30 protein-coding genes and 1 pseudogene are annotated in these 26,893 nt (G+C 45.2%); 24 read left to right on the forward strand and 7 right to left on the reverse strand.

Annotation, left to right across the window (positions count from 1 at the left end):
* Nucleotides 1-72: 72 nt before the first annotated feature.
* The 4 genes from OGM16_13835 (at nt 73) to OGM16_13850 (ending at nt 3,578) form a co-directional block, all read left to right on the forward strand.
* Complete coding sequence (locus tag OGM16_13835; GenBank protein UYJ45871.1) at nt 73-1,698, forward strand: recombinase family protein; 1,626 nt, start codon at nt 73-75, stop codon at nt 1,696-1,698.
* Nucleotides 1,699-1,977: 279 nt separating this feature from the next.
* Entirely contained in the window at nt 1,978-2,250 is a 273-nt protein-coding gene (locus tag OGM16_13840; GenBank protein ID UYJ45872.1) for a helix-turn-helix transcriptional regulator, read from the forward strand.
* A complete protein-coding gene (locus OGM16_13845) occupies nt 2,210-2,599 on the forward strand; it encodes a TnpV protein (GenBank protein UYJ45873.1) in 390 nt (129 codons plus the stop codon). Before OGM16_13840 ends, OGM16_13845 begins: the two co-directional genes overlap by 41 nt.
* Nucleotides 2,600-2,615: 16 nt before the next feature.
* On the forward strand, nt 2,616-3,578 hold the full coding sequence (locus OGM16_13850; protein ID UYJ45874.1) for a DUF1835 domain-containing protein: 963 nt from the start codon (nt 2,616-2,618) through the stop codon (nt 3,576-3,578).
* 61 nt (nt 3,579-3,639) lie between these two features.
* On the opposite strand, the gene OGM16_13855 is transcribed toward OGM16_13850, so the two are convergent.
* Nucleotides 3,640-4,446 carry a helix-turn-helix transcriptional regulator gene (locus OGM16_13855; GenBank protein ID UYJ45875.1) on the reverse strand — a complete coding sequence of 269 codons (807 nt, stop codon included), beginning with the start codon at nt 4,444-4,446 and terminating at the stop codon, nt 3,640-3,642.
* 483 nt (nt 4,447-4,929) lie between these two features.
* Here OGM16_13855 and OGM16_13860 point away from each other — a divergent pair, with 483 nt between their 5' ends.
* The 14 genes and pseudogenes from OGM16_13860 (at nt 4,930) to OGM16_13925 (ending at nt 13,445) form a co-directional block, all read left to right on the forward strand.
* Nucleotides 4,930-5,118, forward strand: a complete 189-nt coding sequence (locus OGM16_13860) for a hypothetical protein (protein UYJ45876.1) — start codon at nt 4,930-4,932, stop codon at nt 5,116-5,118.
* A complete protein-coding gene (locus OGM16_13865; GenBank protein UYJ45877.1) occupies nt 5,115-5,456 on the forward strand; it encodes a DeoR family transcriptional regulator in 342 nt (113 codons plus the stop codon). Before OGM16_13860 ends, OGM16_13865 begins: the two co-directional genes overlap by 4 nt.
* A complete protein-coding gene (locus tag OGM16_13870; protein UYJ45878.1) occupies nt 5,449-5,745 on the forward strand; it encodes a DUF3847 domain-containing protein in 297 nt (98 codons plus the stop codon). The genes OGM16_13865 and OGM16_13870 overlap by 8 nt, the downstream gene beginning before the upstream one ends.
* 311 nt (nt 5,746-6,056) lie before the next feature.
* A complete protein-coding gene (locus OGM16_13875; protein ID UYJ45879.1) occupies nt 6,057-6,311 on the forward strand; it encodes a CPCC family cysteine-rich protein in 255 nt (84 codons plus the stop codon).
* 31 nt (nt 6,312-6,342) lie between these two features.
* Nucleotides 6,343-6,516 (forward strand): hypothetical protein, encoded by a 174-nt coding sequence (locus OGM16_13880; protein UYJ45880.1) that lies wholly within the window; start codon nt 6,343-6,345, stop codon nt 6,514-6,516.
* Between the two features lie 29 nt (nt 6,517-6,545).
* Nucleotides 6,546-6,902, forward strand: a complete 357-nt coding sequence (locus OGM16_13885) for a hypothetical protein (GenBank protein UYJ45881.1) — start codon at nt 6,546-6,548, stop codon at nt 6,900-6,902.
* Between the two features lie 193 nt (nt 6,903-7,095).
* Nucleotides 7,096-8,676 carry a MobA/MobL family protein gene (locus tag OGM16_13890; protein UYJ45882.1) on the forward strand — a complete coding sequence of 527 codons (1,581 nt, stop codon included), beginning with the start codon at nt 7,096-7,098 and terminating at the stop codon, nt 8,674-8,676.
* A 64-nt stretch (nt 8,677-8,740) separates the two neighbouring features.
* Nucleotides 8,741-9,385, forward strand: coding sequence for a CHC2 zinc finger domain-containing protein (locus OGM16_13895; GenBank protein ID UYJ45883.1), 645 nt, complete (start codon nt 8,741-8,743; stop codon nt 9,383-9,385).
* Nucleotides 9,354-9,971, forward strand: a pseudogene (locus tag OGM16_13900) (virulence-associated E family protein). Before OGM16_13895 ends, OGM16_13900 begins: the two are co-directional and overlap by 32 nt.
* Before the next feature lie 485 nt (nt 9,972-10,456).
* A complete protein-coding gene (locus OGM16_13905; GenBank protein ID UYJ45884.1) occupies nt 10,457-10,897 on the forward strand; it encodes a sigma-70 family RNA polymerase sigma factor in 441 nt (146 codons plus the stop codon).
* Nucleotides 10,881-11,132, forward strand: coding sequence for a helix-turn-helix domain-containing protein (locus OGM16_13910; GenBank protein ID UYJ45885.1), 252 nt, complete (start codon nt 10,881-10,883; stop codon nt 11,130-11,132). Before OGM16_13905 ends, OGM16_13910 begins: the two co-directional genes overlap by 17 nt.
* Nucleotides 11,133-11,541: 409 nt before the next feature.
* A complete protein-coding gene (locus OGM16_13915; protein ID UYJ45886.1) occupies nt 11,542-11,745 on the forward strand; it encodes an excisionase in 204 nt (67 codons plus the stop codon).
* An 80-nt stretch (nt 11,746-11,825) separates the two neighbouring features.
* A complete protein-coding gene (locus tag OGM16_13920) occupies nt 11,826-13,019 on the forward strand; it encodes a site-specific integrase (protein ID UYJ45887.1) in 1,194 nt (397 codons plus the stop codon).
* Between the two features lie 267 nt (nt 13,020-13,286).
* Complete coding sequence (locus OGM16_13925) at nt 13,287-13,445, forward strand: hypothetical protein (protein UYJ45888.1); 159 nt, start codon at nt 13,287-13,289, stop codon at nt 13,443-13,445.
* Nucleotides 13,446-13,545: 100 nt separating this feature from the next.
* On the opposite strand, the gene OGM16_13930 is transcribed toward OGM16_13925, so the two are convergent.
* From OGM16_13930 to OGM16_13950, 5 genes are all read right to left on the reverse strand, one after another.
* Complete coding sequence (locus OGM16_13930) at nt 13,546-14,913, reverse strand: sodium-dependent transporter (protein UYJ45889.1); 1,368 nt, start codon at nt 14,911-14,913, stop codon at nt 13,546-13,548.
* 175 nt (nt 14,914-15,088) lie between these two features.
* Nucleotides 15,089-16,027 (reverse strand): GTP-binding protein, encoded by a 939-nt coding sequence (locus OGM16_13935; protein UYJ45890.1) that lies wholly within the window; start codon nt 16,025-16,027, stop codon nt 15,089-15,091.
* Between the two features lie 140 nt (nt 16,028-16,167).
* Complete coding sequence (locus tag OGM16_13940; protein ID UYJ45891.1) at nt 16,168-17,229, reverse strand: NAD(P)-dependent alcohol dehydrogenase; 1,062 nt, start codon at nt 17,227-17,229, stop codon at nt 16,168-16,170.
* A gap of 200 nt (nt 17,230-17,429) precedes the next feature.
* The gene (deoC, locus tag OGM16_13945) at nt 17,430-18,137 is read right to left on the reverse strand and encodes a deoxyribose-phosphate aldolase (GenBank protein UYJ45892.1); all 708 of its coding nucleotides are present in this window, start codon (nt 18,135-18,137) and stop codon (nt 17,430-17,432) included.
* Nucleotides 18,100-18,819 carry a GntR family transcriptional regulator gene (locus OGM16_13950; protein UYJ45893.1) on the reverse strand — a complete coding sequence of 240 codons (720 nt, stop codon included), beginning with the start codon at nt 18,817-18,819 and terminating at the stop codon, nt 18,100-18,102. The genes deoC and OGM16_13950 overlap by 38 nt, the downstream gene beginning before the upstream one ends.
* 373 nt (nt 18,820-19,192) lie before the next feature.
* On the opposite strand from OGM16_13950, the gene OGM16_13955 reads away from it, so the two are divergent.
* The 6 genes from OGM16_13955 to yihA all read left to right on the forward strand — a co-directional run bounded on the left by OGM16_13955 (nt 19,193) and on the right by yihA (nt 26,129).
* Entirely contained in the window at nt 19,193-19,537 is a 345-nt protein-coding gene (locus OGM16_13955; GenBank protein UYJ45894.1) for a cupin domain-containing protein, read from the forward strand.
* Between the two features lie 143 nt (nt 19,538-19,680).
* Nucleotides 19,681-20,967 (forward strand): trigger factor, encoded by a 1,287-nt coding sequence (gene tig, locus OGM16_13960; GenBank protein UYJ45895.1) that lies wholly within the window; start codon nt 19,681-19,683, stop codon nt 20,965-20,967.
* 143 nt (nt 20,968-21,110) lie between these two features.
* The gene (clpP, locus tag OGM16_13965) at nt 21,111-21,692 is read left to right on the forward strand and encodes an ATP-dependent Clp endopeptidase proteolytic subunit ClpP (protein UYJ45896.1); all 582 of its coding nucleotides are present in this window, start codon (nt 21,111-21,113) and stop codon (nt 21,690-21,692) included.
* Nucleotides 21,693-21,746: 54 nt separating this feature from the next.
* The gene (gene clpX, locus OGM16_13970) at nt 21,747-23,075 is read left to right on the forward strand and encodes an ATP-dependent Clp protease ATP-binding subunit ClpX (protein ID UYJ45897.1); all 1,329 of its coding nucleotides are present in this window, start codon (nt 21,747-21,749) and stop codon (nt 23,073-23,075) included.
* A 118-nt stretch (nt 23,076-23,193) separates the two neighbouring features.
* Nucleotides 23,194-25,506 carry an endopeptidase La gene (gene lon, locus OGM16_13975; GenBank protein ID UYJ45898.1) on the forward strand — a complete coding sequence of 771 codons (2,313 nt, stop codon included), beginning with the start codon at nt 23,194-23,196 and terminating at the stop codon, nt 25,504-25,506.
* Complete coding sequence (gene yihA, locus OGM16_13980) at nt 25,503-26,129, forward strand: ribosome biogenesis GTP-binding protein YihA/YsxC (GenBank protein UYJ45899.1); 627 nt, start codon at nt 25,503-25,505, stop codon at nt 26,127-26,129. Before lon ends, yihA begins: the two co-directional genes overlap by 4 nt.
* 54 nt (nt 26,130-26,183) lie before the next feature.
* Here yihA and OGM16_13985 read toward each other — a convergent pair whose 3' ends face one another.
* Nucleotides 26,184-26,702 (reverse strand): DUF4364 family protein, encoded by a 519-nt coding sequence (locus OGM16_13985; GenBank protein UYJ45900.1) that lies wholly within the window; start codon nt 26,700-26,702, stop codon nt 26,184-26,186.
* Nucleotides 26,703-26,893: the final 191 nt, after the last annotated feature.

The raw sequence follows: 26,893 nt of genomic DNA on the forward strand, positions 1-26,893 counted from the left end.
ACAGACAGCCGCCCCATGTGGTACAATCAAGGTACGGAATAGTGGGGCTGGCTGTCGGAAACGGAGGAATTTATGTTAAGACAGACCACCCAGCAACTCATTACCGCCCTTTACCCAAGACTGTCCCATGAGGACGAGCTGCAAGGCGAGAGCAATTCCATTTCCAACCAAAAGAGGATTTTGGAAACCTATGCCAAACAGAATGGATTTTCTAATCTGCGCTGGTACACCGACGACGGTTATTCCGGTGCGAACTTTCAAAGACCCGGATTTCAAGCCATGCTTGCAGACATTGAAGCAGGGAAAGTCGGGACAGTTATCGTCAAGGATATGTCGAGGTTAGGGCGAAACTACTTACAGGTGGGAATGTACACAGAAATGATTTTCCCACAGAAAGGTGTCCGCTTCATCGCTATCAATGACGGAGTGGACAGCGCACAGGGGGAAAATGATTTTGCCCCGCTGCGGAACATTTTTAACGAATGGCTGGTGAGAGATACGAGCAAGAAAATCAAGGCAGTAAAACGCTCTAAGGGCATGAGCGGAAAGCCCATCACAAGCAAGCCCGTCTATGGCTACCTCATGGACGAGGACGAAAACTTTATCATTGACGAGGAAGCCGCCCCGGTGGTACGGCAGATTTACAGCCTTTGCCTTGCCGGGAACGGTCCGACCAAGATAGCCCGTATGCTGACCGAGCAGCAAATCCCCACGCCGGGGACGCTGGAATACCGCAGGACGGGCAGCACCCGCCGCTACCACCCCGGCTATGAGTGCAAGTGGGCGACCAATACCGTGGTTCATCTGCTGGAAAACCGGGAATATACGGGCTGTCTGGTAAACTTTAAGACCGAGAAGCCGTCCTACAAGCTGAAACACAGCATAGAAAATCCCCCGGAAAAGCAGGCGGTTTTTGAGAACCACCATGAGCCTATCATTGACCGGGAAACGTGGGAACGGGTGCAGGAGTTACGCAAGCAGCGCAAACGCCCCAACCGTTATGACGAAGTGGGCTTGTTCTCCGGCATACTCTTTTGTGCCGACTGCGGCAGCGTCATGTACCAGCAGCGATACCAGACGGACAAGCGCAAGCAGGACTGTTATATCTGCGGAAGCTACAAGAAACGCACCGCCGACTGCACAGCGCACTTTATCCGCACTGACCTCTTGACCGCTGGCGTACTCTCCAATCTGCGGAAAGTTACCAGCTATGCGGCAAAGCATGAAGCCCGGTTTATGAAGCTTTTAATCGAGCAGAATGAGGACGGGGACAGACGCAGGAACGCCGCCAAGAAAAAGGAGCTGGAAGCCGCCGAGAAACGCATAGCCGAGTTATCTGCTATCTTCAAGCGGCTGTATGAGGACAGCGTAACCGGGCGCATATCGGACGAGCGTTTCACAGAGCTGTCGGCAGACTATGAAGCCGAGCAGAAAGAACTGAAAGAACGTGCCGCCAGACTGCGGGAAGAACTTTCCAAAGCGCAGGAAGCCACCGCAAACGCTGAAAAGTTTATGAATGTGGTACGCAGGCACACTACCATTGAAGAACTTACCCCTACTCTGCTGCGGGAGTTTGTGGAGAAAATCGTTGTCCATGAAAGCGTTGCCCTTGACGGGAAACGCCGGGGCAAGTTACGCAGACAGGAAATCGAAATCTATTATTCTTTTGTCGGCAAGGTAGAACTGCCCGACACCTAACCGCCCGACCTATCCGACATACCTCATGTGCCGGATAGGAACGGCAAAATTTTTTACACTTCTATTACTTCTTTATCACACATAAGCAAAATCACAGGGCATTAAGCAGTTCATGGCTAATTAAAGGGAGCAAAAAGAAAGGAAAAGCACAATCCAGACGGTATCAGCGGCAGGTTACAAGAATAAATTGTGATTTCACAAGATTGGTGTTATAATAAGAGAAAAGTTCCTGCCGGGGCAGCCGCCTCGGTGGTATGGATAGAAAGGCAGGAAAACAATATGCACATCAGCTATAAACCACTCTGGCACACACTGTTAGAGCGTGATATGAGGAAAGAGGATTTAAGGCTTGCCGCTGGTATGACAACGAATATGATTGCCAACATGAGCAAAGAGGGAAAGCACATCAGCATGGACACATTAGCCCGTATCTGTGAAACGCTGAATTGTGAGATTACCGATGTGATTGAGTTAGTACCAGACGAGCCTGCTTCCACAGGAGGTAAGGAACATGAGAGAATTGAAACCAAGAATAACGGAAAACGGAATTGATTATATCCTTGTCGGAGATTACTACATCCCGGACTTGAAACTGCCGGAGGAACACCGCCCTATCGGAAAGTACGGACGGATGCACCGGGAATATTTAAGGGAAGTCCACCCAGCCAGATTGAATACATTGATACTGACCGGAGAATTGTGGACATATCTTGCAGACCTGAACGAACAGGCACAGGAACGGTTAGACACTATCATGGAGCAGATGAAAGCCACCGAGGGCGTGACAGAGGAATTGAAGCGAACTCAACAAATGGAATGGGTGCAGCGTTGTAATAACATTCACAACCGGGCAGAAGAAATTGTTTTGCATGATATAATTTATTCATACGGGAGTAATTAAATCGGAGGTATATAAGATGATTGAAATTGTATTTGGTGAAAGTGCCTGTGGAAGTTTGAAAATTGCCCAAACTTACGGTAAGGGAAAGTATAGAGGAAGTGCAGTTTCGGTCTTTATGAGGCACGAAGATGGGAGTGTTCCATCTTCAGATGAAATGAAAGAAGCACAAATTCAAGCACAGGAACAAGAACATATTGCTTGGGAGAATGCTATTCCATTGGGAGGCAAGAGCAGTGATGTTTATTGTTTTGATATGGCTCTTAGTGTGGGAGATATTTCTGATAATGGAATTGGCGAACAGCGGAAAAATGTTCTCAAGAAAATGCTGTCTGTCTGGTTTGTAGAGGATTTAGACTATCAGGTTGAAGAAAAAATACAGAAAATTAAAACTACATTGTCTTCGGTTATTGAACGATATGTAGCTGGGGAAGAAGTTCGTATTTGGTATAGCTATAATCCGGATGAACTTTGCGGTATGTACTGGCTTATGAAACAACTTCGACCATTAAACTGTCAGACAACAATTTATTTGGTTAAGTTACCTGCCTGGGAATATGGAAAAGAAAATACTATGACATCCAAAATAGCATGGGGTGAGGTTTCTCCTGGCGAATGGGGAAAATATATAACTCTACAAGAAAAAGCTAAGCCTGTATTTCTTTCAGCTTGTGCTATGAAATGGAATCAACTTCAAAATGAAAATGCACCTTTGCGTGCAATGCTAAATGGTAAATTGCAAAGTGTTTCAGAAGATATATATGATAGTTTCATTCTTCGTGAAATTGCGGAACAGCCAGAGCAATTCAAAATGGCTATTGTTATAGGTAATGTTTTAGGAAAATATCAACTTGGAATTAGTGATGTATGGATTTCTAATCGCATTGATAAAATGCTTGAAGATGGTGTGTTGGAAATTATACAGGACGCACCAAAGGGAGAAACAAATTATCGCCGGATATTAAGAAAACGAATGAAATAATAACCACAGCAAGAACCGCTGCTACATGGAAGGCACCCCAACCATGCAACAGCGGTTTTTTTTACCGTTTTTTCCTCTGGCTGATAGGCGTTCCCATTTTCTTTGATTTTTTGAGAATCCGAATCAGCCAGCGAAATTCTTCGTCTGACAGATTTTTATAGTTGATACCGAGCTGCTTGCAGTAAAGGACAACCAGCTTTTCATCCCGGCTGCCCTTGAAATTTTCGACTGCTTCGAGATTTTCTTTCAATTCATCGGCAACGGTGGTCTGGGGCGCACTCTCACTGTCCTTTTTGTGGGCTTCCCGAATATCCCGGATAATCAGGTTGAGGTCATCCAGAACCATGTGACTGAAATACTCATCATCACTGATATGGGCGGCTTGCAGCACTTTCAAATGCGGGTCATCTTCGCCTGGGCGATACCGTTCAATGATTTCATGCCGGACGGTATCGACAAGTGCATTGAGGTTTTGAATCTGCATGGTAGCAATCCCGTCCACATAAATCTCAATGTCTGCAAGAAACTTGATGAAATCTTTATGTGTAGCAAGCTCACAGAGCAGACGGTTGTTAATCCGACCGCTTTTCAGCAGTGCCACCATCTCATCATTCAAATGCAGCTCCGTCAATGGTGTGTTGATCTGCTCCCTGTTCTCTGTCCGGCACAGTAGATAATCAACAGAGACCCCATAGAAGTCTGCCAGCGTGATAAGGTTGCCATGATTGATTTCCTTAAAATCCTCTTTTTCATAACTTCCAAGAGCTGATTTGGAAATGCCTGTCAGCTTTGATAGTTCTTCCAGATTTAAGCCTTTGTCCTTGCGGAGTTCCCAAAGGCGTTCCTGTATGCTTGTTGCTCCTTTCATGGGCGCACGCTCCTTTCCAATGGTTTCATTGCTGCCGCTTATCTGGATTATATCACACTTTCCGCAATCGTGGAAATTTCTGATTTTTACCCCTAATTCCTACTTTGTGGACATACGGCACAGGGCACAAAAATGTTCTATGATACAGGTAGTTCATCGATGGATTATTCCAATCGAATGACCAGCCTGTGTGGGATATGCTTCCCCGGCGATGTAGTGCCATGACTTTTGGCAGGGATGTGGAGGAACCCTGACCGAAACGAGCGTACCAAAGGGAGCGATACGCCGCTGTGAGATTCAGGGGAGGAACGACACCGGGGAGAACTGGCGAACTGACACCGAAATGATACCGAAACACGACAATCTGATAGGGGGATAGTCTACCCTATCGCTGATACTTCGGGAGATTTTAATCGGCTCTATGGCTGTAATTTTGCCGAAAATCGCCCCGAAACCATACACTAAAACGGGAGGAAACACAATATGCCGAGAATGAGCAAAAAGAGGAAGCATGAGCTTTCCTTTTACCTCAATGACCGGGGGCGTGTCACTTACAACGAATTATGCCGGAAATGCCAGCATGGGTGCAGGCAGAGCTTCCGGGCGGTTGTGATTGACTGCCCCCGTTATTTATCCAAACGAGCAAAGAAAAAGGAGGAACACACCGAATGAATTTTGAATTTATGACGATAGACACACCATTGCCGCCCTGTATGCCCTTTCCCAGAGCGTTGACAGGATTTCCAGTCAGCAGCACCGCAAAGGTCATGTACTGCCGGATGTTGGACGCTATGCTCTCCAAAGGTCAGGAGGACGAGAACGGAATCCTGTTTGTCTGCTTCCCTGTCACAGCCATTGCCGCAGTCCTGTCCCGCAGTCCCATGACGGTCAAGCGTTCTCTGAATGAACTGGAAACCGCCGGACTTATCATGCGGGTGCGTCAGGGCGTTGGAGAACCAAACAGGATTTATGTGCTGATACCGGGAAAGGAGGACGCTGCCCTTGCCTGATACCTCAAAGCTGGAAAAGCTCAACCGGGAGTTGGAGAAAAGCGAAAAGAAACTGCGGAAAGCCATCAATGATGAAAAGGCATTGCAGCACCAGTTAAAGCAGCTTACCCGAAAGGAACGGACGCACCGGCTCTGTACTCGTGGCGGTATGCTGGAAAGTTTTCTGCAAGAGCCGGAACGCCTGACAGATGATGATGTCATGCTGTTGTTGAAACTCATTTTTCACAGGCAGGACACGCAGGAACTATTGAAAAAACTGCTGGAACGGGAGAAGCCGGAAACCCCTTAGTTTACTAAGGGCGCAATTATACACCACCCAAAGGTTGGTGCATTGCGTTCTCCGAAGGCTCCTCGCCGGAGGGCTGTGATTTTCCGCAGTCAAGGTCTGCTCCAAATCATACAGGGGACGCTACGCTTCCCCTGCGCTGGCTGCCGCCAGCTACCCTTTTGTGGACTTGCCATCTGGGGACACCTTGCGCTGTAAGCTGTTCCCAGCCGACAAGTTTCATAAAATATGCTATCTTTTCGATAATCGATGAAGTATAATAAAGTCAGAAATAAATCAGGAATTTGAGGTCAAGGCTTAAACGGGAGGTTTATATGAAAAAATACCAATGTCCTTGCTGCGGATATTTTACCTATAATGTTCCGGCAAATGAAGATTGTGGGTATATCTGTCCCGTTTGTTTTTGGGAGAATGACCCATTCATTGCTTCTGATAACGAACCAAGTGACTCTAATCATGGAATAACGCTAAAAGAAGCGAAATCCAATTTCTCAAAATTTGGTGCTTGTGAAAAAGAAATGTTATGTTATGTCCGACCACCAAGAGATGATGAAAAGAAAATTTCATAGCAACAATGTCGAAGTTATGGAGGGAATAAAAGTGAAGGACACTGCTAAGAGAGCAATAGTTACAGTTATTGTGTTTGTTATAATTTATGTTTTATCTGGTCCAATTATCGGATATACAAACTACGATATGTATTTGAAAGGAATTGAATTTTTATCAGCGGTAATCGGAGCAAGATGTTACTGGATAGGAAGCAATAAAAAATAGTTCTTGAATTTGACAAAGGAGTTGGAAGTATGAAAAGAATAGGTACAGCATTGACTATCGTGTTCATCATCGCTGGATTTGCAATTTCCTTTTTTATTGGACACTATGTGAGCGACAAGTCACATACAGAAAGTCGAGCAGCACAATTTGATAAATATATTTCTCGTGCGATTGATACAATCAAAGATAAAGGTCTGTCCATTGATGGCGCCCCAGAAGCGATAGCCAGCAATATTTGGGTGGCACACGAATTTTGTGATAGCCCTGAAATTTCCGCAGAACTCAGCAATCTGTGGAATACCATTGTATATGAAAAAGATGTGCTTCTCGGTCAAGAAGATGTGTTGACTGCTCAACTGAAAGATATTTTGGAAAAATGTCAATAGTCTTTGCAAATTTTCTATTTATCATTCACTCATCGGGTCAACTTGTCCCGAACTTTTACAACTAAATACCCGCCGCCCACACAGCGGCACATCGAGCAGGAAATCTGAAAAAAGGTCTCCTGCTTTTTTTCTGCCCAAAATGAGGTGGTAAAACGCCACCCCATCCACCAATTAGCGAAAGGAGGAACACGAAATGCCCTGTCCACACAACGAAATCACGATTGTGCAGCGCAGCCAGCGGCAGTCTGCTGTTGCCGCCGCTGCTTACCAGAGCGGCGAAAAGCTGTTCTGTGAATACGACCAGCAAGTGAAGCACTACCCGGAAAAGCGTGGTATCGTCCACAATGAAATCCTGCTCCCGGCAAATGCCCCACAGGAATATGCCGACCGCAATACTTTATGGAACGCAGCCGAAGCGGTTGAGAAGCAATGGAACTCCCAGCTTGCAAGGCGGTGGGTGCTTACCATCCCAAGAGAAATACCACTTGACCAGTACGCTGTCCTTGTCCGGGAGTTTTGTGAACAGCAGTTTGTTTCCAAAGGCATGATTGCTGACTTTGCCATCCATGACCCCTATCCGCCGGGACACAATCCCCACGCCCATGTCTTGCTCACTATGAGGGCAATGGACGAACATGGGAAATGGCTTCCCAAGAGCCGCAAGGTTTATGACCTTGACGAAAACGGGGAACGGATAAAGCTGCCATCCGGCAGGTGGAAAAGCCACAAGGAGGATACGGTGGACTGGAACGACCAGAAGTATTGTGAAATCTGGCGGCATGAATGGGAGGTCATCCAGAACCGCTATCTGGAAGCCAATGACCGCCCGGAGCGTGTGGACTTGCGTTCCTATGCCAGACAGGGGCTTGATATTGTCCCCACTGTCCATGAGGGGGCGGCTGTCCGGCAGATGGAAAAGCGTGGTATCCAGACGAATATCGGCAACCTGAACAGGGAAATCAGAGCCACCAACCGCCTGATGAAGTCCATCCGGCAGCTTATCCAAAACCTCAAAGGATGGATTACCGAGCTGGGAGAAAAACGGAAAGAACTGCTTGCACAAAAAGCGGCGGAGGAAGCAACACTTCTTCCCAATCTGCTGATGAAGTATATGGAGATACGAAAGGAAGAACGGAGGGACTGGACAAGGGCTGGACAGAACCGAGGGACTTCACAGGACTTAAAGGCAGTCAGCGAAGCCCTGTCCTATCTCCGGCAAAAGGGGCTTTCCACTGTGGAGGACTTAGAAGCATTTCTGGAATCTTCCGGGAAATCAGCCGCAGATTACCGCAATCAGATGAAGCCAAAGGAAACCCGCAGCAAAGTGATTGACGGGATTCTTGCCAGCCGGACAGACTGCAAGGAATGTAAGCCTGTCTATGAGAAGTACCAGAAGATATTTTTTAAGAAAACAAAGGAGAAATTCAAACAGGAACACCCGGAGGTTGCCCGGTATGCGAAAGCCGCCGCCTACCTTGCCAAGCACCCGGACGATAAGGACAGTACCCAAAAGGAGCTGCAAGAGGAGCTGGAAAAACTTCTGGAAGAAATCGCAGAGCTGAAAGTACCACTGACCGAGGTACAGGAGGATTTGAAGAAGCTGCGGGACATTCGCTACTGGGTACGGAAAGTCACACCCGGCACAGAGGAAAGTAAAGAGCCGCCTAAGAAGCAGCCCATCAAGGAAGTCTTGCAGGATAAAGCAGACGAGAAAAAAGCACAAAGAACTGCCCCGGCGCAGACAAAACACAAACAACAGGATATGGAACTTTAACAGGCACTTGCCATTTTCAATCAGAGAATGTCAGGTGCTTTTCTTTTTTCAAGGAGGGATAGATTTGAATGTATTTGAAGCTGTGAAGCAGTCCGTTACAACAAGACAGGCTGCGGAGCATTATGGAATCCATGTAGGGCGGAACGGGATGGCTTGCTGCCCGTTCCATAACGATAAAACCCCAAGCATGAAGCTGGATCAGCGTTACCACTGCTTCGGCTGCGATGCGGATGGGGATGTGATTGATTTTACCGCCGCCCTGTATGGGCTGGGAAAGAAAGAAGCCGCCGTACAACTGGCACAGGACTTCGGGCTTTCCTATGAGGACTGGAAACCGCCGGGAAAGGCAAAAAATCCCAAGCCCCGGCAGAAATCCCCGGAGGAACAGTTTCAGGAAGCAAAGAACCGCTGCTTTTGTATTCTTGCCGATTATCTTCATTTGCTTATGGCATGGAGAAAGGAATATGCCCCGCACTCCCCGGAGGAAGCCTTTCATCCCCGGTTTGTGGAAGCCTTACAGAAGCAAGACCAAGTGGAATATCTGCTGGATGTGCTGCTCTTTGGGGAAATGGAGGAAAAAGCGGCTTTGATTACGGACTACGGAAAGGATGTGATACAGCTTGAACAGCGAATGGCAGAGCTTGCAGCCGCAGACGCAGCAAGAACTAAAAAACACCATGAACGCCATGCAGCCGCCACAGAGCGTTGAGGAAATCAAGGCGGGGCTGGAAACTACCGAGAAAGGCGGTGTCCGTCAGAGCATACGGAATTGCCTGACCGTATTCCAGCGTGACCCTCTGCTTTCCGGGGCTATCGCATACAACATCCTGACCGACCGCAAGGACATCATAAAGCCCATCGGTTTTCACAGAGAAAGCACCGCCCTGAATGATACGGATATGAAGTATCTGCTTCTTTATCTGGAAGAAACCTATGGGCTTACCAATGAGAAAAAGATTGATAATGCCATCGGGATTGTGGCGAATGAAAACAAGTACCATCCCATCCGGGACTACCTAAGTGCCCTTGTGTGGGACGGGACAGAACGAATCCGTTTCTGTCTGCGGCACTTTCTGGGGGCTGACGCAGACGATTACACCTATGAAGCGTTGAAGCTGTTCCTGCTGGGTGCAATCTCACGAGCCTTTCAGCCGGGGTGCAAGTTTGAAATCATGCTTTGTCTGGTAGGCGGTCAGGGGGCTGGAAAGTCCACATTCTTCCGTCTGCTGGCAGTCCGGGACGAGTGGTTCTCCGATGATTTGCGGAAGCTGGACGATGACAATGTGTACCGCAAATTTTTGAAATTGACATAGTATAGAACATCTGCCGGACGACGGCAAAGAAAAAAAGCCGTCGCAACGCAGACAGGTTTTCACGCGCCTATTCTATTTCGGCGGCTTTGATTTTCAGAGCCGCCGTTTCTTTTTATCTATCTAAATTCTAACGATAACTCTCCTACTAGATAAAGACATGGCGGTATCAAGGAGGTATCGTCATGTCCTTTTTCCTATGCCCTAATAGACTGTTATCAAAAAAAGCCATTACCCGCCAACGGGTTATTCTGGCTACATAGATGAACTCACAAATCATACATATACTTTTGATAATTCCTTTGCGCCTGTCTGCAATTTGCAGACGGGCGCATTTTGTATTTTATCAAAAAACTTTTTCAAAAAATTTCTAAAACCAACGTCCATTTTGAAGTGCGTTGGTTTGAGGGTTTACGAAAGGGGACATTTCAAACTCCACCGCTTTCGCGGCAGCGAAAGGAGGTGAGAACATGAACGAGCCTATTCGTACCCAATGGCAAATCCGTTGTGCTTTTAACGGCTTTTGCAAACTGGCGTTGAAGCGAGAAGCTATGAATGCCCACAGGGACACAAAGCAGCGACAATTACGCGAGGTTACTTTTTCTGACCTGTCGCCACTGGAAGAAAAACAGCTCTACGTCTGCGACGAGTATTTTGCAGATGATGAAGCAGAACAGTCTTTCGTTGTCGGCGGCAAAGAAATTACTGCGAAGCTGCTTGCCGAAGCCCTGCACAGTTTGCCGGAAGAAAAGCGGGAAACCGTACTGCTGTATTATTTCTTTGACATGAGCGAACGCGAGATTGCAAAGTTTTGTAATCTGTCAAGGACAACGGTACAGTCCCGCCGGACAAGCTCAATGAAGCTGTTAAAACGCTATTTGGAGGAAAAAGCCTATGACTGCACAGATTAGTAAATCAGAACAGGACGAACGCGGCTTGTTGCCTTACCCGGTAATCATAGCCGCTACTAAGGGCGACCCGGAAGCTATGAACATTGTCGTACAGCATTACGAAAGCTACATAGCGTCCCTGTCTATGCGAAAGCTGCGTGATGAGCGCGGAAATATCTATTGGGGCATAGATGAGGATATACGCGACCGCTTGCGTTCGCGTCTTATGCGGGCTGTCCTTTCATTCAAGGTTTGAGATAACCACAAGCAGCGTCCCCCTTTCCGCTGCCTGTTGACTTGACCTTACTTGCTCTTTGACAAAGAAAGCGACGCAAGATAACGGCGACGCAGTATAGGGCAAATCGGATACGTCCTTTTTGCGTTGAGCCATACGGCAGGTGCGCCATGACGCTTTTCTTCTATTGGAGAAAGTCGAGCGACCACCACCACGCCGGGGAACAAGTGTAGCGGCTTGTGGGCGACGACACGCACTAAGGGTAGACAAGCCTTTATAGCCATAGTCCGAGCGTTAAAAGCGTCGCAGGCATTGGGTAGAGCTGCCTTAACGGGCAGGGGTGGAACTCCCGCGAGGTTGTGCTAACAGCCGTCCGATTAAAGCCCCTTTTACTATTCACTTTTCCTAATATTGAAAGGGGGACGATACTATGAGTAACGCCGACGTGCCTATTTGGGAAAAATACACGCTTACGATAGATGAAGCAGCTAAATACTTCCGTATCGGAGAAAACAAGCTGCGTAAATTAGCCGAGGAAAATCCTGCCGCCGGGTGGGTTATTATGAACGGCAACCGTATTCAAATCAAGCGCAAACAGTTTGAAAAAATGATTGATACCATAGACACAATCTGATAGTGAAATTGAGCCTTGAATGTGCTATAATGGGATAAGCATATCAAGGCTCTTTCCGTCTTGGAAAGGAGCATTGAAAAATGTCAAAGAAAAGACGTGACAGCAAAAATCGAGTTTTGCGGTCGGGAGAGAGCCAGAGAAAAGACGGAAGATATGCTTACAAATATATAGATACCTTTGGTAATCCGCAGTTTGTGTATGCGTGGAAGTTAGTACCTACGGACAAGACCCCTGCCGGAAAGCGTGAGGATATATCCCTACGAGAAAAGGTAAAAGAGATACAGAAAGACCTTGACGACGGGATAGACACCATAGGCAAGAAAATGACGGTCTGCCAACTTTATGCAAAGCAGATACGCCACCGGGGAAATGTAAGGTACAATACGAAAAACGGACGCAAGCGGCTGATGAAGCTACTGGAAGAAGATAAACTTGGGGGCTGCCCGATTGACAGCGTGAAGCTGTCCGACGCGAAAGAATGGGCAATCCGCATGAAAGAAAAAGGAATTTCCTATAAGACTATCAGTAATGACAAGCGTTCCTTGAAAGCTGCCTTTTACACAGCGATACAGGACGATTGCATAAGGAAAAATCCTTTTGACTTCCAGTTAAACACTGTCATTGAAGATGATACAGAACCAAAGGTTCCGCTAACACCAGCGCAGGAAGAAAGTTTTTTGTCCTTTGCTCAAAATGACAAAGTTTATCAGAAGTATTATGACGAGCTTATTATTTTGCTTGGGACAGGGCTTCGTATCTCTGAACTTTGCGGGCTGACCGATACTGACATTAACTTTGAGAATAGGATAATCAATGTAGACCACCAACTTTTAAGAAGTGCGGAAACAGGATATTACATTGAAACACCAAAAACGAAAAGCGGTATTCGTCAAATTCCAATGAGCGAAAAAGTATATGAAGCATTTAACCGAGTGCTGAAACGGCGCAGGGGTGCAAAAGCTGTTACTATTGACGGTTACAGCAACTTCCTTTTCCTCAACCGGGACGGCTACCCGAAAACAGCTACCAATTATGACGGTATGTTTAGGGGGCTTGCAAAGAAGTACAACAAGTACCATGAGGAAGCTCTACCGAAAGTAATGACACCGCACACCTTACGTCATACGTTCTGTACCAACATGGCAAATGCCGGAATGAACCCGAAAGCATTACAGTACATTATGGGACATTCCAACATTACTATGACGCTGAACTATTACGCACACGCTACTTTCGACAGCGCAAAAGCTGAAATGCTGCGGATAGCAGCTTAGTAGTAAATCAAGGTTTTACTACTTCTTTACTACTTTTGAAAGCAAAAACCTAAGCGGATATAAAAATATATGTGAGTTTCTTCCGATACGAAAAATGCCGGAAAAGCCTGTAAATACGGGCTATACCGGCATATAAGAACTTCTAAAAAGATAATCAAAATTCATATCTAATTTTATATTAAAATATGTCATAACAATAATAAGAAAGAGACTGCACGGATAAAAAGTGCAGTCTTTTTTCTATACAATAACTGGAAAAAAGAGGGAATGCCATTGACGTTTGAAGGTGCCAGATTACCGGCAGATGCGTTTGAAGAAATGGTCGATAAGGCAACTTATGGAGATATGATCCCGGTAGGTAATTTTGTAAAGATCGGAAAATCTCAGATGATTGATATTTATAAACTGTGTACAGAAAGAAAATAATAACATAAATAGTATAAAGACTGCTGTATAACGGAGAAAATCCATTTTGCAGCAGTCTTTTAATTGGTATAGAAAATAATATAAGAGTTATTGGTAAAAACTACATGGAGATCCATCCAAATGCATTTGCAACAGAACTGATAAGGATAATAGCTGCAAAGACAGGACACAGATATTGGATCATAAAAAAGAAGATCTTCTTTCTACGGAATGGTTTTCCCTCCAGTGTGACTTCTTCTTCAATCTTTTTTACACCGATGACCTTGGAAACCAGAAGGCAGGTGGCAATAGCTGCGATGGGCATCATCACAGAATTGGTAAGAAAATCAAAGAAATCCAGAAACTGCATGCCGATGATGGTTACGTTTGCCAGTGGTCCGTATCCTAGGCAGGACAAAGAACCAAGGGATACCATGATAACTGCCATAACAATGGTAGATTTTTTACGTCCCCAGTACAGCTCATCTTCAAAGGTAGAAACAGCACTTTCTGTCAGTGCAATGGAGCTGGTCATGGCTGCAAAGAGTACCAATAAGAAGAACAGGATACCAATGCCGGTTCCAAGGCCCATATTGGCAAATACTTTTGGAATGGTAATAAACATCAGTGCAGGTCCGGCTTTAAGTGTATTCGGATCACCTCCTGAGAAAGCAAATACAGCAGGGATGATCATAAGACCGGCCATAATAGCGATAGCAGTATCGAAGATCTCTACATTCTGGGTAGAATCCTCAATAGACATATCCTTTAACATATAGGAGCCGAAAGTAACCAGAATGCCCATGGCAATGGACAGTGAGTAGAACATCTGGCCCATAGCGGAAACTACGGTCATCCAGGAAAAGTTTGCCAGGTTTGGTACCAGAAAGTATTTAACGCCTTCCAATGCACCAGGTCTGGTAACAGAATAAATGGCAATGATCACAGAAAGCACTACCAGAACCGGCATCATAAATTTGGAAACACGTTCAATGCCGTTTTGTACACCTGCATAAATAATGCCCAGAGTACAAAAGGTGAAAACAATAAAGCAGATCTCTGTGGAAGCCCCGTTGGAGATAAAAGCGGAAAAATAAGTATCCGAAGCCAGAGCCTGTGTCTGTCCGCTAAAATAGCCCACCAGATATTTAATGACCCATCCACCAATTACGGAGTAGTAAGGAACGATCAGAATCGGGATAATGGCATTGATCCAGCCGCCAAGAGACAACCATTTAGACTTCCCAAAGCTTTGGTAAGCACCTACAGGACTCTTTTTTGTCATGCGCCCTAAAGACGTTTCTGCTATGATCATGGTGTAGCCAAAGGTAAGGGCCAGAATGATGTAGATCAGTAGAAAGATACCGCCGCCATATTTGGCAGCTAGGTAAGGAAAACGCCAGATATTGCCAAGTCCTACGGAAGCTCCCGCTGCAGACAGGACAAATCCGAGCTTTCCTGAGAACGTACTTCGCTTGTTTTTGTTCATGTGATTTAACCCCTTTATTTTGTATAATTTGATCTTTATCTGAACTAGTTTATCATAAGAAGAGGTAAAAAGCAATTAGGGACATCTGCTTCCAGAAAACCTGAAAACCGGCAGAAAAAAACGCCTGGATTTACGCAGGCGTTTTAGGAAAATACAGGTAGTGATCAGATCACAATTATCCTTTTTTCCAGGTGATCTTCTTTTGGATCATCTTGTTTAATGCTACATGGCGGATGGGCTGCCTTTGGATATCTGTTCCGATAAATACAGCCTTTCCTGTTTTTAATGGCTCACAGCCTGTAATACCGTAGCGGCTGTCAGCCACATCAAACTGGAACCAGTGTGATCCCGCAGGAAGCTGGCCTTTGGCACGGAATACATTTCCGAATTGTCCGCGGATCAGGTCCTCTAAAAATATCAGGAGAGATTCCGGGGAAGCAAAATAAGCATTTTCAATGGAAAAGGTATCAGGCAGTTCTTCACTTTCAATAGCTTTGGATTCATAAATCTGTCCGTCATAGCCTGTTTCAAGAATCCGCAGCCAGTCTTTTTCAGGAAGAGAAGAGTAGTGGTCTGTATAAATAGTGGCGGTGGGATTTATTTTGGTTAAGATCTGTCTGGCTTCTTCTTTTTCTTCCGGTGAAGCCTGTTCAGATTTTGACAGGAAAATAGTTCCCGCTTCCCGGATCTGGTTTTCGTAGAGAGCAGGATATTCTTTTAAATAACGTCTGCAGCTGTAAATATCTGCGATGGTTACAGGAGATAAAATGGAAATCCGCTGATATTCGATCTTTTTTACATTTTCCAGTACATTGCCTAACATGCCTACACCTGTTGGTTCGATCACCAGATATTCAGGATCAATGGTATTGGCAATAGAAAGGACGGACAGGGAAAAATCTCCTTTAGCGGAGCAGCAGATGCAGCCTTCTGTCATTTCCCAGATATTAACAGGGCTTTGGCCTTCTTCTGCACGCAGACGGTCTGCGTCAATGCCGGCAGTGCCGTACTCATTTTCAAGTATGGCAAAATCTTTTCCGGTATGTTTTGCGAAAGCTTTAATAAAAGTAGTTTTTCCTGCGCCCAGAAAGCCGGATACGATCAATATTTTCATATGATAACCCCTAAATCCCCGATTCCCAGAGTCAGAGCTCTGTTTTCTTAATTTTCTTAAAATAGTAGAATAATAGTAGAACAAGAACGCGCCAATGGCGCGTTCTCATAATAAATCAGACTGTTCAGTCATTCAATTTGTTATTCTTCGATCACAACAACTGGCTTGATAAGTTCAGCTGGCTTGTCTCTCATAAGGAACAGTGCTTCTTCCAGGTGATCCCAGCCTTTGAATACGTGAGTGCTTAATGGGGAAACATCCAGTTTCCCAGCAGATACTAAAGCTCCCAGTTTTTCCATACGTAAACGTCCGCCTGGCATTAAACCACCATTGATCTGCTTATGGCCCATACCTACGCCCCATTCAGTACGTGGGATATCAATGGTATCACCGGAGCCAAGGTAGTTTACATTACCGATCTTGCCGCCTGGCTTTAAGCACTTAACGGCTTCCGCAAAGGTTTCAACACCGCCGCCGGCGATCACAACCTTATCAACGCCCTTGCCGTCTGTCATATCCATAACCTGTTTCCAGATCGGGCCATTTTTGTAGCTTATGAAATCAGTAGCACCGTACTTCTTTGCAGCCTCTACGCAGACAGGACGGGTTCCTACTGCGATGATGCGGGAAGCGCCGCGCATGTTGGTTCCTGCTACGGACATAAGTCCTACAGGTCCGATACCAACTACCAGTACAGTATCACCAAACTGGACATCTGCTAACTCAACGCCGTGGAAGCCGGTAGGAACCATATCAGACAGCATACATGCATCGGTTGGGCTGATATTGGATGGCAGTAGTGCCAGGTTTCCGTCTGCATCATTTACATGGAAATATTCAGAGAATACGCCGTCTTTGAAGTTGGAGAATTTCCAGCCTGCTAACATGCCGCCTGAGTGCATGGAGTAGCCGGCCTGAGCCTCTAAGGAGTTCCAGTCAGGAGTGATAGCAGGAACTAATACACGGTCGCCAGGCTTAAAATCCTTTACCATAGAACCAACTTCAACAACTTCTGCACAGCACTCGTGCCCTAAGATCATGTTGTGACGGTCGCCGATAGCGCCTTCCCAGAGAGTGTGCACATCGGAGGTGCAGATGGCAACTGCTAATGGCTTACAGATGGCATCCATTGGTCCACATGCAGGACGATCTTTCTCGATCCATCCAGATTCTCCGATTTTTAACATTGCATAACCCTTCATAAATAATGTTCTCCTTTCAGTGATGCGTTATATAGTTTTGTTTGTTAAAAAAATATCATCTGATAGTTAAAAATATATCACTAAAAGGTCATAAAATCAATGGATACTTTATAGGCATATTTCACAATATTTTGAGTATCTTTTTAGAACAAATGCCAGAAAAGTTATTAAAAGGTATCTTTAAAGCAGATAAGGGATCGTCAGTAAAGGTCATGAAACAATTTTAAAGCAGAAGAGATACTAATGCCAAAACGGTCACATCCGGCTTTTTCCATAGCACGGATGGTTTCTAAGGTCCTGATCCCGCCAGCGGCTTTGATCTTAATCCGCCCTTTCGCTGCATCTGACATAAGTTGTATATGGGAGAGGACAGATGGGTGGGAAGGATACCAGCCGGTGCTGGTCTTTACATAGTCTGCTTCGGCCTGAATACATAGGTTTACAGCACGATGGATCTCTTCTCCTGTCAGCTGGGGGGCTTCGATGATGACCTTTAAGATATCTTTGCCTGCTGCTTCACGGACAGCAGCAATATCTTCCAGTACATATTGGTCTTCATGGCTTCTTAAGGCTGTTAAATTCATAACCATGTCCAATTCCTCACATCCGGCTTCACGCAGTTCTTTTGCCTGTCTGTATTTCTGGCTGGTAGTATCCCCGCCTCCGGGAAAGCTGATGACACCACCGGCATGGATATCCGGATAAGGGGCAAGTTTTTCTGCCACATAGGATGAAAAAGCGGGCAGTGTAAAAGCAGCAGCAAAGCGGCAATGTATGGCTGCTTCTATCATGGCGTCGATCTCATCGCGGGTGTGAAATGCCTGGACACAGCTAATGTCGGTTTTTCTTGCAAGTTCTGTAAGGCGCATATTATTTGCTCCTTCCTTTTCCTGAGATTTCGGCTTCATATTGGCTGCCGATGATACGTACATGGTCGATACTTACCGGTGTATCTTTATAATAGGATATACGCCGGATCACTAAAAGAGCGGTTTTAGGTTCCACGTCTAAAACGCGGGCTTCTAAAAAGTCTGCAGATTTGGCAGAGATCTTATCTTTGGTAGAGTCAATGAACAGGTTATAGTTTTCCTCCAGAAATTGATACAGAGCCACAAAATGACCGCTGTGATGTTCGATGCCTGGAACCTTTGCATATTCAATATAGTTTTCCATTAAAGTCACAGGCCGGCCATCTGCCAGCTGTAAACGCTGGATGCGGGCAACAGGCGTTCCTTCTGGTATAAAAAGGTCTGTGGCAATATCCCTGGAAGCCGGGATAACGTCGATCATCATGCTTCCTGTAGTCACATCATGGCCACGCTTTCGTAAGGACTCAGTTACAGAAGTTACCTGATTGTAATTCTGGGTAGTGCGGGTATCCATGACCATGGTGCCGCAGCCCTGGCGGACACTTAAAATGCCTTCATCAGAAAGAAGCTTTACTGCCTTTCGGATAGTAGTGCGGCTGACCTGATACAGGGTTTCAAGCTCCTGCTCTGTGGGAAGAAAGCTTCCCGGCGGGTAGGTGCCGCCTTTGATGGCAGATTTTATTTTATCGTATATTTTTATGTAGATCGGTTTGTTTGTCATATTGCGTTCCCCCTGTGTGTTTCTTCTGCCTGCCTGGACAGGTTTCATTTATTGATCGTGCCGGATTTCAGACTTTTTGATCCCAACATCAGTATTATATATATATTGCAGAAAAAACGCAAATTCTGATACCGGTACATCGTTTTCGAAATAACTATGCCACTCGCTTGTCTGCGGATCTGATCGCACAGGAACTGTACACTCAAATCCGCATCCTGCGTGATCAGTACAGTTATTTACCAAACGATGTACTGGTCATGTGACCCATAAACAATAACAACCTTAACTATTGACGCTGCTGGACAGGATTTATATAATGGTGTAGATACAGAAAGATTCCGAGAGAACATTAGAGTCAACAAGGAGGAAAATTATGGATTATCCGGATAAAGATCAAAGATGGGTATTTCATGGAAAAACTGAGGCGCAGGAGATGGATCCGGGAGTAGTGCGCCGGATTTTAGCTTATTGTAATGATGCTATGTGTGTGGAGAATACCTTTAAAAAAGGGGCCATCGGTGCGTTGCACAATCATCCGCATACCCAGATCACCTATGTGGCATCTGGTAAGTTTGAATTTACCATAGACGGAGAGGTGCATACAGTCAGTGCAGGAGATACGCTGCTGAAACAGGATGGGGTAATGCATGGCTGTACCTGTCTGGAAGATGGTATTCTGATCGATATTTTTACTCCAATGAGAGAGGATTTCCTGTAAGATCAGGCTGTAACATAAATTTCTGAAAGTTATCAAAAAATACTAGCCTTTTTTTTACCTCCATGCTATAATGCTAACTTGAAGTGTAGCGCCCTCATGGATATGGGCGAATCACATATATTTTCAAGGAGGAACCCGTAGAAATGAGTGTACAGGTAGAAAAATTAGAGAAGAATATGGCAAAACTGACTGTAGAAGTCAGCGCTGAGGATTTTAAGGCTGCGATCAAGAAAGCGTTTAATAAGAACAAGAACCGCTTCTCCATCCCAGGCTTCCGTAAAGGAAAAGCTCCTCAGGCTATGATCGAAAAGATGTATGGCGAAGGCGTATTCTATGAGGATGCAGCTGATGAAGCGATCAACGCTTCCTACGCTGAGGCTATGAAGGAAAGCGGACTGGACATCGTTTCCAGACCAGAAGTTACCATCGAAAAGATCGGCAAAGATGAGCCATTTGTATACAGTGCATTAGTAGCAGTTAAGCCAGAAGTTACTTTAGGACAGTACAAGGGCGTAGAAGTAGAGAAGGCTGACGCTTCTGTAAGTGCAGAGGATGTTGAGGCTGAATTAAAGAAGGTTCAGGAGCAGAACGCAAGACTGCTTACAGTTGAAGACCGTGGAGTAGAAGACGGCGACCAGACCGTTATCGACTTCGAAGGCTTTGTAGACGGAAAGGGCTTTGAAGGCGGAAAGGCTGAGGACTATCCATTAACCATCGGTTCCCATTCCTTTATCGATACCTTTGAAGAACAGCTGATCGGCAAGAAGATCGGTGAAGAGTGCGAAGTAAACGTAACTTTCCCAACCGAGTACCATGCAGCAGATCTGGCTGGAAAGCCAGCTACCTTTAAGGTAACTGTTAAGGAAATCAAGGTAAAAGAACTTCCAGAGTTAAATGATGAGTTCGCATCTGAGGTTTCTGAATTCGATACATTAGATGAGTACAAGAAAGACGTTGAGAAGAAGTTAGCTGAGAAGAAAGAAATCGAAGCAAACTCCAAGAACGAAGACGCTGTAGTTGCTAAGGTAGTTGAGAATGCATCTATGGAGATCCCGGACAAGATGATCGATGCCCAGGCAGAGAACATGGTTCAGGATATGGCCCGCCGTATGCAGAGCCAGGGACTGTCTCTGGATATGTACTTAAAGTACACAGGTATGACTGTAGAGCAGATGAAGGAGCAGGCTCGTCCAGATGCTGAAAAGAGAATCCGCACCAGACTGGTTCTGGAAGCAGTTGCCCAGGCTGAGAACATCCAGATCTCTGATGAGAAGGTTGACGAAGAAGTAGCTAAGATGGCAGAAGCTTACAAGATGGAAGTTGACAAGTTAAAGAGCTACATGAGCGAAAGCGATATTAAGCAGATGAAGGAAGACTTAGCTGTACAGCAGGCAGTTGATCTGTTAGTAGCAGAAGCTAAGCTGGCTTAATCAATTAAAATAATCTTACTAAAGAGACCGGGGGGATTCTCTGCAGAGAGTCTCCTTGGTTTTGTATATTAAACATATATCTGGGAAAAATTCCCACTATGGGGTCAAAAACAGATATAAAGATCATAACGGAGGATGGTTATATGAGTTTAGTACCTTATGTCATTGAGCAGACAAGCCGCGGTGAGCGCTCTTATGATATTTATTCCAGACTTCTTAAGGAAAGGATCATTTTTCTGGGGGAAGAGGTCAATGACACTTCCGCAAGCATTATCGTAGCACAGCTGCTGTTCCTGGAAGCAGAGGATCCTTCTAAGGATATCCATCTGTATATCAACAGCCCAGGCGGTTCTGTATCTGCCGGCTTTGCTATTTACGATACAATGAACTACATCAAATGTGATGTATCCACGATCTGTATCGGCATGGCAGCAAGTATGGGCGCTTTCCTGCTTTCCGGAGGAACAAAGGGAAAACGTTTTGCACTGCCTAACTCTGAGATCATGATCCACCAGCCTTCCGGCGGTGCCAGAGGACAGGCAACGGAGATCCAGATCGTTGCAGAAAACATTTTAAAGACCAAGAAGAAGTTAAACGAGATCCTGGCTGCCAATACAGGCAGAAGTTATGAAGAGATCGCCCGTGATACAGAACGTGATAATTACATGACTGCGCAGGAAGCAAAAGAATATGGTCTGATCGATGAGATCCTTGCCCGTCATTAATTAATTACAGGGATATATATGGATTCGGATATGAAAGGTTAGGTACAGTATAGTATGCCAATTAGACCAGATGACACGATCCGCTGTTCCTTTTGCGGAAGGACACAGGATCAGGTTAGAAAAATGATCGCCGGTTCCGGTAATCATAATGTATTTATCTGCGATGAATGCATTGAATTATGCTCTGAGATCTTAGAGGAAGAGTTAGGAAAACAGGAAGAGGAAGAAGTAGAAGAGGAAGCACCTCTTTTTAATGACATCCACCTGTTAAAGCCTAAGGAGATCAAAGCATTTTTGGATGAGTATGTAATTGGCCAGGACGATGCAAAAAAGGTATTGTCCGTAGCTGTTTACAATCATTATAAAAGAGTTACATCCTGTCAGCATATGGATGTGGATGTACAAAAGAGCAATATTCTGATGATCGGACCTACAGGTTCAGGTAAGACCTACCTGGCTCAGACTATGGCAAAGATATTAAACGTTCCTTTTGCCATTGCTGATGCTACCTCCCTTACAGAGGCAGGTTATGTAGGTGAAGACGTGGAAAATATCCTGTTAAAGCTGATCCAGGCTGCAGATTATGATATTGAACGTGCTGAATACGGTATCATCTATATTGATGAGATCGATAAGATCACCAAGAAATCAGAAAATGTTTCTATTACAAGAGATGTATCTGGTGAAGGCGTGCAGCAGGCTCTTCTTAAGATCTTAGAGGGAACAGTTGCCAGCGTTCCTCCCCAGGGTGGAAGAAAGCATCCTCATCAGGAACTGATCCAGATCGATACCACCAATATCCTCTTTATCTGTGGTGGTGCTTTTGACGGTTTGGAAAAGATTGTAGAGCAGCGTATGAGTGCAGGCTCTATTGGATTTAATGCAGAAGTAGTAAACCGTAATGAGATGGATATTGATGAGCTTTTACGGAAGGTAGAGCCAAGAGATCTGACTAAGTTTGGCCTGATCCCTGAATTTATAGGCCGTGTTCCGGTTATGGTATCCTTAGAGCAGCTTACAAAGGAAGCAATGGTAAGAATCCTTTCTGAACCGAAAAATGCCCTTACCAAGCAGTATAAGAAGCTGTTCGAGCTGGACGATGTAAAGCTTGAATTTACACCAGATGCGCTGGAAGAAGTAGCAAATCTGGCAGTAAAGAGAAAGATTGGTGCCAGAGGGCTGCGTTCCATCCTGGAAAATGCTATGATGGATCTGATGTATGAGATCCCGTCTGACGATACAGTAGGTATCTGTACTATTACAAAAGACGTGATCGATAAGACAGGCGGGCCGGAACTGGTATATCGTGATGCAGCTCCGACAACTGCCCGTAAATCTGTTTCAAACAGACTTCGCGGCGGAAAAAAAGGAGAGATCGCCTGATATAGACTATGGGAAACGCGCTGTAGCTCGTGGCCTGCGTAAATAAGGGGGCTGTCGTAAAGTAATCTTATTTTGCGGCATGCCCCTTTTTGACATATTGAAAGGTGCATAAGATAGAATGGAAGAACAAGTAATAATAATGCCTACCGTGGCCTTGCGTGGTATGACCATTTTGCCGGGTATGGTGCAGCATTTTGATGTAAGCAGAAAGAAATCCATAGCAGCGGTAGAGAAAGCTATGTTAGGAGATCAGAAGCTGTTTTTGGTCAGCCAGAAGCGGCCAGAGATACCGGAACCAGAACTGGATGATCTGTACCAGATCGGTACAGTGGCTGTTGTAAAGCAGCTGGTAAAGCTCCCTTCTAAAAGCGTCCGTGTCCTGGTAGAAGGACTGGATAAGGCAGAACTTCTCTGTTTTGATACAGAAGAACCCTATCTTATGGGTGAGATCAGTCTTTTAGGGGAAGAGGAAGAAGATACAGAGCCTCTTGCCAGAGAAGCCATGTTGCGTATTTTAAAGGACAAGCTGGAAGAATATGGGACTGTAAACCAGAGAGTTGCCAAAGAAATCCTTCCGTCCCTGCTTCTTATCAGTGATCTGAAGGAAATGTTAAAGCAGATCCCGGTTCAGATGCCATGGGATTATACCGTATGCCAGGCGATCCTGGAGTGTACGACCATGTCCGGTAAATATGAGGCAGTTCTCCAGACTCTCATGACAGAGATGGAAGTTTACCGCATAAAAAAGGAATTTCAGGAGAAAGTAAAAGCAGATATTGACCAGAACCAGAAGGAATATATCCTGCGTGAACAGATGAAGATCATCCGTCAGGAGTTAGGGGAAGATAATCCTCTGTCTGATGCAGATGAATACCAGAAGAAGACAGAAGAGTTAAAGGCAGACAAAGAGGTAAAGGAAAAGCTGTTAAAAGAGATCGGCCGTTTCCGTACCATGCCTGCAGGAAGCCAGGAAGCAAATGTACTGCGTACTTACATAGAAACTCTTTTAGAACTTCCGTGGAAGAAGGTTTCTAAGGATAATGAAGATATCAGCCATGCAGAAAAAATCTTAAATGAGGATCACTATGGCCTGGAAAAGGTAAAAGAGCGTATTTTAGAGTATCTGGCAGTACGTTCCCTTACAAAGAAGGGCACAAGCCCTATCATTTGTCTGGTGGGTCCGCCAGGAACAGGAAAAACATCCATTGCAAGATCTGTTGCAAAGGCATTAAACAAAAAATACGTGCGCATCAGTCTTGGGGGTGTACGTGATGAAGCAGAGATCCGCGGTCACAGAAAAACCTATGTAGGAGCTATGCCGGGCCGTCTGGTAGATGGATTAAGACAGGCAGGAGTTGCTAATCCTCTGATGCTTCTGGATGAGATCGATAAAGTAAGCAGTGATTATAAGGGAGATACTTCGTCTGCACTGTTAGAGGTTTTAGACGGGGAGCAGAATGTAAAGTTCCGTGACCACTATGTAGAGGTTCCTGTAGATCTTTCTCATGTGCTGTTTATTGCAACAGCCAATACCACACAGACCATACCGGGGCCATTGTTAGACCGTATGGAGCTGATCGAGGTCAATAGTTATACTGAAAATGAGAAATTCCATATTGCAAAGGATTATCTGGTAGGAAAACAGGTAGAGCGTAATGGTCTTACACCACAGCAGATCGTATTTTCTGATAAATGCCTGGAAAAGATCATCCACAATTATACCAGAGAGGCCGGTGTACGGAATTTAGAGCGCCGGATCGGGGATGTATGCCGGAAGGCAGCCAGAAAATATCTGGAAAAGAAGCAGGGACCGATCCGTATTAATGAAGGAAATCTTGAGAAATATCTTGGCAAAGAAAGAGTTTCTTTTGAAGATGCCAACGAAGAAGATGAAGTAGGTATCGTAAGAGGTCTGGCATGGACCAGTGTAGGCGGAGATACCTTGCAGATTGAGGTAAATGTGATGCCCGGAAAGGGAAACCTCCTTATGACAGGCCAGATGGGGGATGTAATGAAGGAATCTGCCCAGATCGCACTTACCTTCGTGCGTTCCATCTGTCCGGATTATAAAGTAGCAGATGATTACTTTGAAAAGCATGATCTGCATATCCATATTCCGGAAGGTGCAGTACCCAAGGATGGACCGTCTGCAGGCATTACCATGGCTACGGCTATGCTGTCCGCTGTTACAGGACAAAAGGTAAAAGCAGAGGTTGCCATGACTGGTGAGATCACCTTACGTGGAAGAGTTCTTCCTATCGGCGGCCTGAAAGAGAAGATCCTGGCAGCCAGGATGGCCCACATGAAGAAGGTTCTGGTCCCGGATAAAAACAGGCCGGATATGGCAGAGCTTTCCAGGGAGATCACAAAAGGTCTGGAGATCGTTTACGTAAAAACTATGGATGAAGTAATAAAGGAGGCGTTTGTATGATCATCAGAGATGTAAATCTGGAAACCGTCTGCGGTGTTACCAGCAAACTTCCGGACAATACATTGCCGGAGTTCGCTTTTGCGGGAAAATCAAATGTGGGCAAATCCTCTTTGATCAATGCCCTGATGAACAGGAAAGCCTATGCAAGGACGTCTTCCCAGCCTGGAAAGACGCAGACCATTAACTTTTACAATATCAATAAAGAACTGTATTATGTGGATCTTCCTGGATATGGCTATGCTAAAGTTTCTTTAGAGGCTAAGGAAAAATGGGGCAAGATGATCGAAAGGTATCTGAAAAACTCTGCCATGTTAAAAATGGTATTCCTTCTCATTGATATCCGTCACGAACCATCTGCCAATGATAAGATGATGTATGACTGGATCATTTACAATGGTTATCATCCGGTGATCATTGCCACAAAGCTGGACAAGATCAACCGCAGCCAGATCCAGAAAAATGTAAAAATCGTGCGTCAGGGTCTTGGAATGGAAAAAGGCGGCATCATTATCCCATTTTCTGCTGAAACAAAGCAGGGAAGAGAAGAAATCTGGAAGCTGATCGAGGATACCATGGCAGATACAGCTATGGATGCCCAGGCAGAAGAAAAAATAGAAGAATAAAAACAGGCATATAAAAACACGACCGTGAGAAAAACTTCGGCCGTGTTTTTAAAATTAAGACAGCAGTGTGTGCATCACATGAGAATAAATCTCCTGGCTTTTGCGCCTCCAGGCACCGCATACAGCTTCAGCCTGTTCTTTGTCCGGAACGGAAAGATCCAGACCAATGAGAACGGCTTTATTTTCACGTACTTCACAATGGACAATATAGTCCTGATTGGTCCCTTTATAAAAATCGGCAGTGGTGCCCACCTCTTCACGCAGGCGGAATTTATTTTCCTTTAAATACTCATCCATATCGCTGATGATAGCAGGTGAGATATTTTTGCCAAAGAAATTTAAGGTTTCTTCTCCTTCTTTGGTAATGTCATAGCGGGTGCTGGAGTGGCTGGCTTCTTTGTGTATCAGCCCGGCATCCTCTAATTCATTTAAGGCCTGCTGCAGTGTGAAATAGGTTGTATAATCATGCTCTGTAAAAAAGCTGGTAAGTTGGGCGTTGGTAAGAGGAAAGTTTACCTGCTTTAACAGATACAGGTTCATCAGTTTATATAAAGTCATAGGTTCCGTAAGCATTGTTCCACACTCCGTTAAAAGATTTCCAAATATTCTTATTTATCATAACAAGTTTGCTTCTTTAAATCAAGACAGATTTCACTTTTAAAACAGAAGGAATTGTGGTATCATGGGAATACTGGGATTGCGGGAGTGCGAAACACGCAGCGGTCCCGTATTCGAGAAACTGACAGATAAATGTTCTCTAGGAG

This window comes from Lachnospiraceae bacterium (genome assembly GCA_025758065.1).
Classification (GTDB): Bacteria; Bacillota; Clostridia; order Lachnospirales; family Lachnospiraceae; genus Enterocloster.

What these genes read in the sequence shown, in the direction of transcription:
- OGM16_13835 (UYJ45871.1), top strand. Translation starts at nt 73, where the DNA reads ATGTTAAGACAGACCACCCAGCAACTCATTACCGCCCTTTACCCAAGA.
- OGM16_13840 (UYJ45872.1), top strand. Translation starts at nt 1,978, where the DNA reads ATGCACATCAGCTATAAACCACTCTGGCACACACTGTTAGAGCGTGAT.
- OGM16_13845 (UYJ45873.1), top strand. Translation starts at nt 2,210, where the DNA reads ATGAGAGAATTGAAACCAAGAATAACGGAAAACGGAATTGATTATATC.
- OGM16_13850 (UYJ45874.1), top strand. Translation starts at nt 2,616, where the DNA reads ATGATTGAAATTGTATTTGGTGAAAGTGCCTGTGGAAGTTTGAAAATT.
- OGM16_13855 (UYJ45875.1), bottom strand. Translation starts at nt 4,446, where the DNA reads ATGAAAGGAGCAACAAGCATACAGGAACGCCTTTGGGAACTCCGCAAG.
- OGM16_13860 (UYJ45876.1), top strand. Translation starts at nt 4,930, where the DNA reads ATGCCGAGAATGAGCAAAAAGAGGAAGCATGAGCTTTCCTTTTACCTC.
- OGM16_13865 (UYJ45877.1), top strand. Translation starts at nt 5,115, where the DNA reads ATGAATTTTGAATTTATGACGATAGACACACCATTGCCGCCCTGTATG.
- OGM16_13875 (UYJ45879.1), top strand. Translation starts at nt 6,057, where the DNA reads ATGAAAAAATACCAATGTCCTTGCTGCGGATATTTTACCTATAATGTT.
- OGM16_13885 (UYJ45881.1), top strand. Translation starts at nt 6,546, where the DNA reads ATGAAAAGAATAGGTACAGCATTGACTATCGTGTTCATCATCGCTGGA.
- OGM16_13890 (UYJ45882.1), top strand. Translation starts at nt 7,096, where the DNA reads ATGCCCTGTCCACACAACGAAATCACGATTGTGCAGCGCAGCCAGCGG.
- OGM16_13905 (UYJ45884.1), top strand. Translation starts at nt 10,457, where the DNA reads ATGAACGAGCCTATTCGTACCCAATGGCAAATCCGTTGTGCTTTTAAC.
- OGM16_13910 (UYJ45885.1), top strand. Translation starts at nt 10,881, where the DNA reads ATGACTGCACAGATTAGTAAATCAGAACAGGACGAACGCGGCTTGTTG.
- OGM16_13915 (UYJ45886.1), top strand. Translation starts at nt 11,542, where the DNA reads ATGAGTAACGCCGACGTGCCTATTTGGGAAAAATACACGCTTACGATA.
- OGM16_13920 (UYJ45887.1), top strand. Translation starts at nt 11,826, where the DNA reads ATGTCAAAGAAAAGACGTGACAGCAAAAATCGAGTTTTGCGGTCGGGA.
- OGM16_13925 (UYJ45888.1), top strand. Translation starts at nt 13,287, where the DNA reads ATGCCATTGACGTTTGAAGGTGCCAGATTACCGGCAGATGCGTTTGAA.
- OGM16_13930 (UYJ45889.1), bottom strand. Translation starts at nt 14,913, where the DNA reads ATGAACAAAAACAAGCGAAGTACGTTCTCAGGAAAGCTCGGATTTGTC.
- OGM16_13935 (UYJ45890.1), bottom strand. Translation starts at nt 16,027, where the DNA reads ATGAAAATATTGATCGTATCCGGCTTTCTGGGCGCAGGAAAAACTACT.
- OGM16_13940 (UYJ45891.1), bottom strand. Translation starts at nt 17,229, where the DNA reads ATGAAGGGTTATGCAATGTTAAAAATCGGAGAATCTGGATGGATCGAG.
- deoC (UYJ45892.1), bottom strand. Translation starts at nt 18,137, where the DNA reads ATGAAGCCGAAATCTCAGGAAAAGGAAGGAGCAAATAATATGCGCCTT.
- OGM16_13950 (UYJ45893.1), bottom strand. Translation starts at nt 18,819, where the DNA reads ATGACAAACAAACCGATCTACATAAAAATATACGATAAAATAAAATCT.
- OGM16_13955 (UYJ45894.1), top strand. Translation starts at nt 19,193, where the DNA reads ATGGATTATCCGGATAAAGATCAAAGATGGGTATTTCATGGAAAAACT.
- tig (UYJ45895.1), top strand. Translation starts at nt 19,681, where the DNA reads ATGAGTGTACAGGTAGAAAAATTAGAGAAGAATATGGCAAAACTGACT.
- clpP (UYJ45896.1), top strand. Translation starts at nt 21,111, where the DNA reads ATGAGTTTAGTACCTTATGTCATTGAGCAGACAAGCCGCGGTGAGCGC.
- clpX (UYJ45897.1), top strand. Translation starts at nt 21,747, where the DNA reads ATGCCAATTAGACCAGATGACACGATCCGCTGTTCCTTTTGCGGAAGG.
- lon (UYJ45898.1), top strand. Translation starts at nt 23,194, where the DNA reads ATGGAAGAACAAGTAATAATAATGCCTACCGTGGCCTTGCGTGGTATG.
- yihA (UYJ45899.1), top strand. Translation starts at nt 25,503, where the DNA reads ATGATCATCAGAGATGTAAATCTGGAAACCGTCTGCGGTGTTACCAGC.
- OGM16_13985 (UYJ45900.1), bottom strand. Translation starts at nt 26,702, where the DNA reads ATGCTTACGGAACCTATGACTTTATATAAACTGATGAACCTGTATCTG.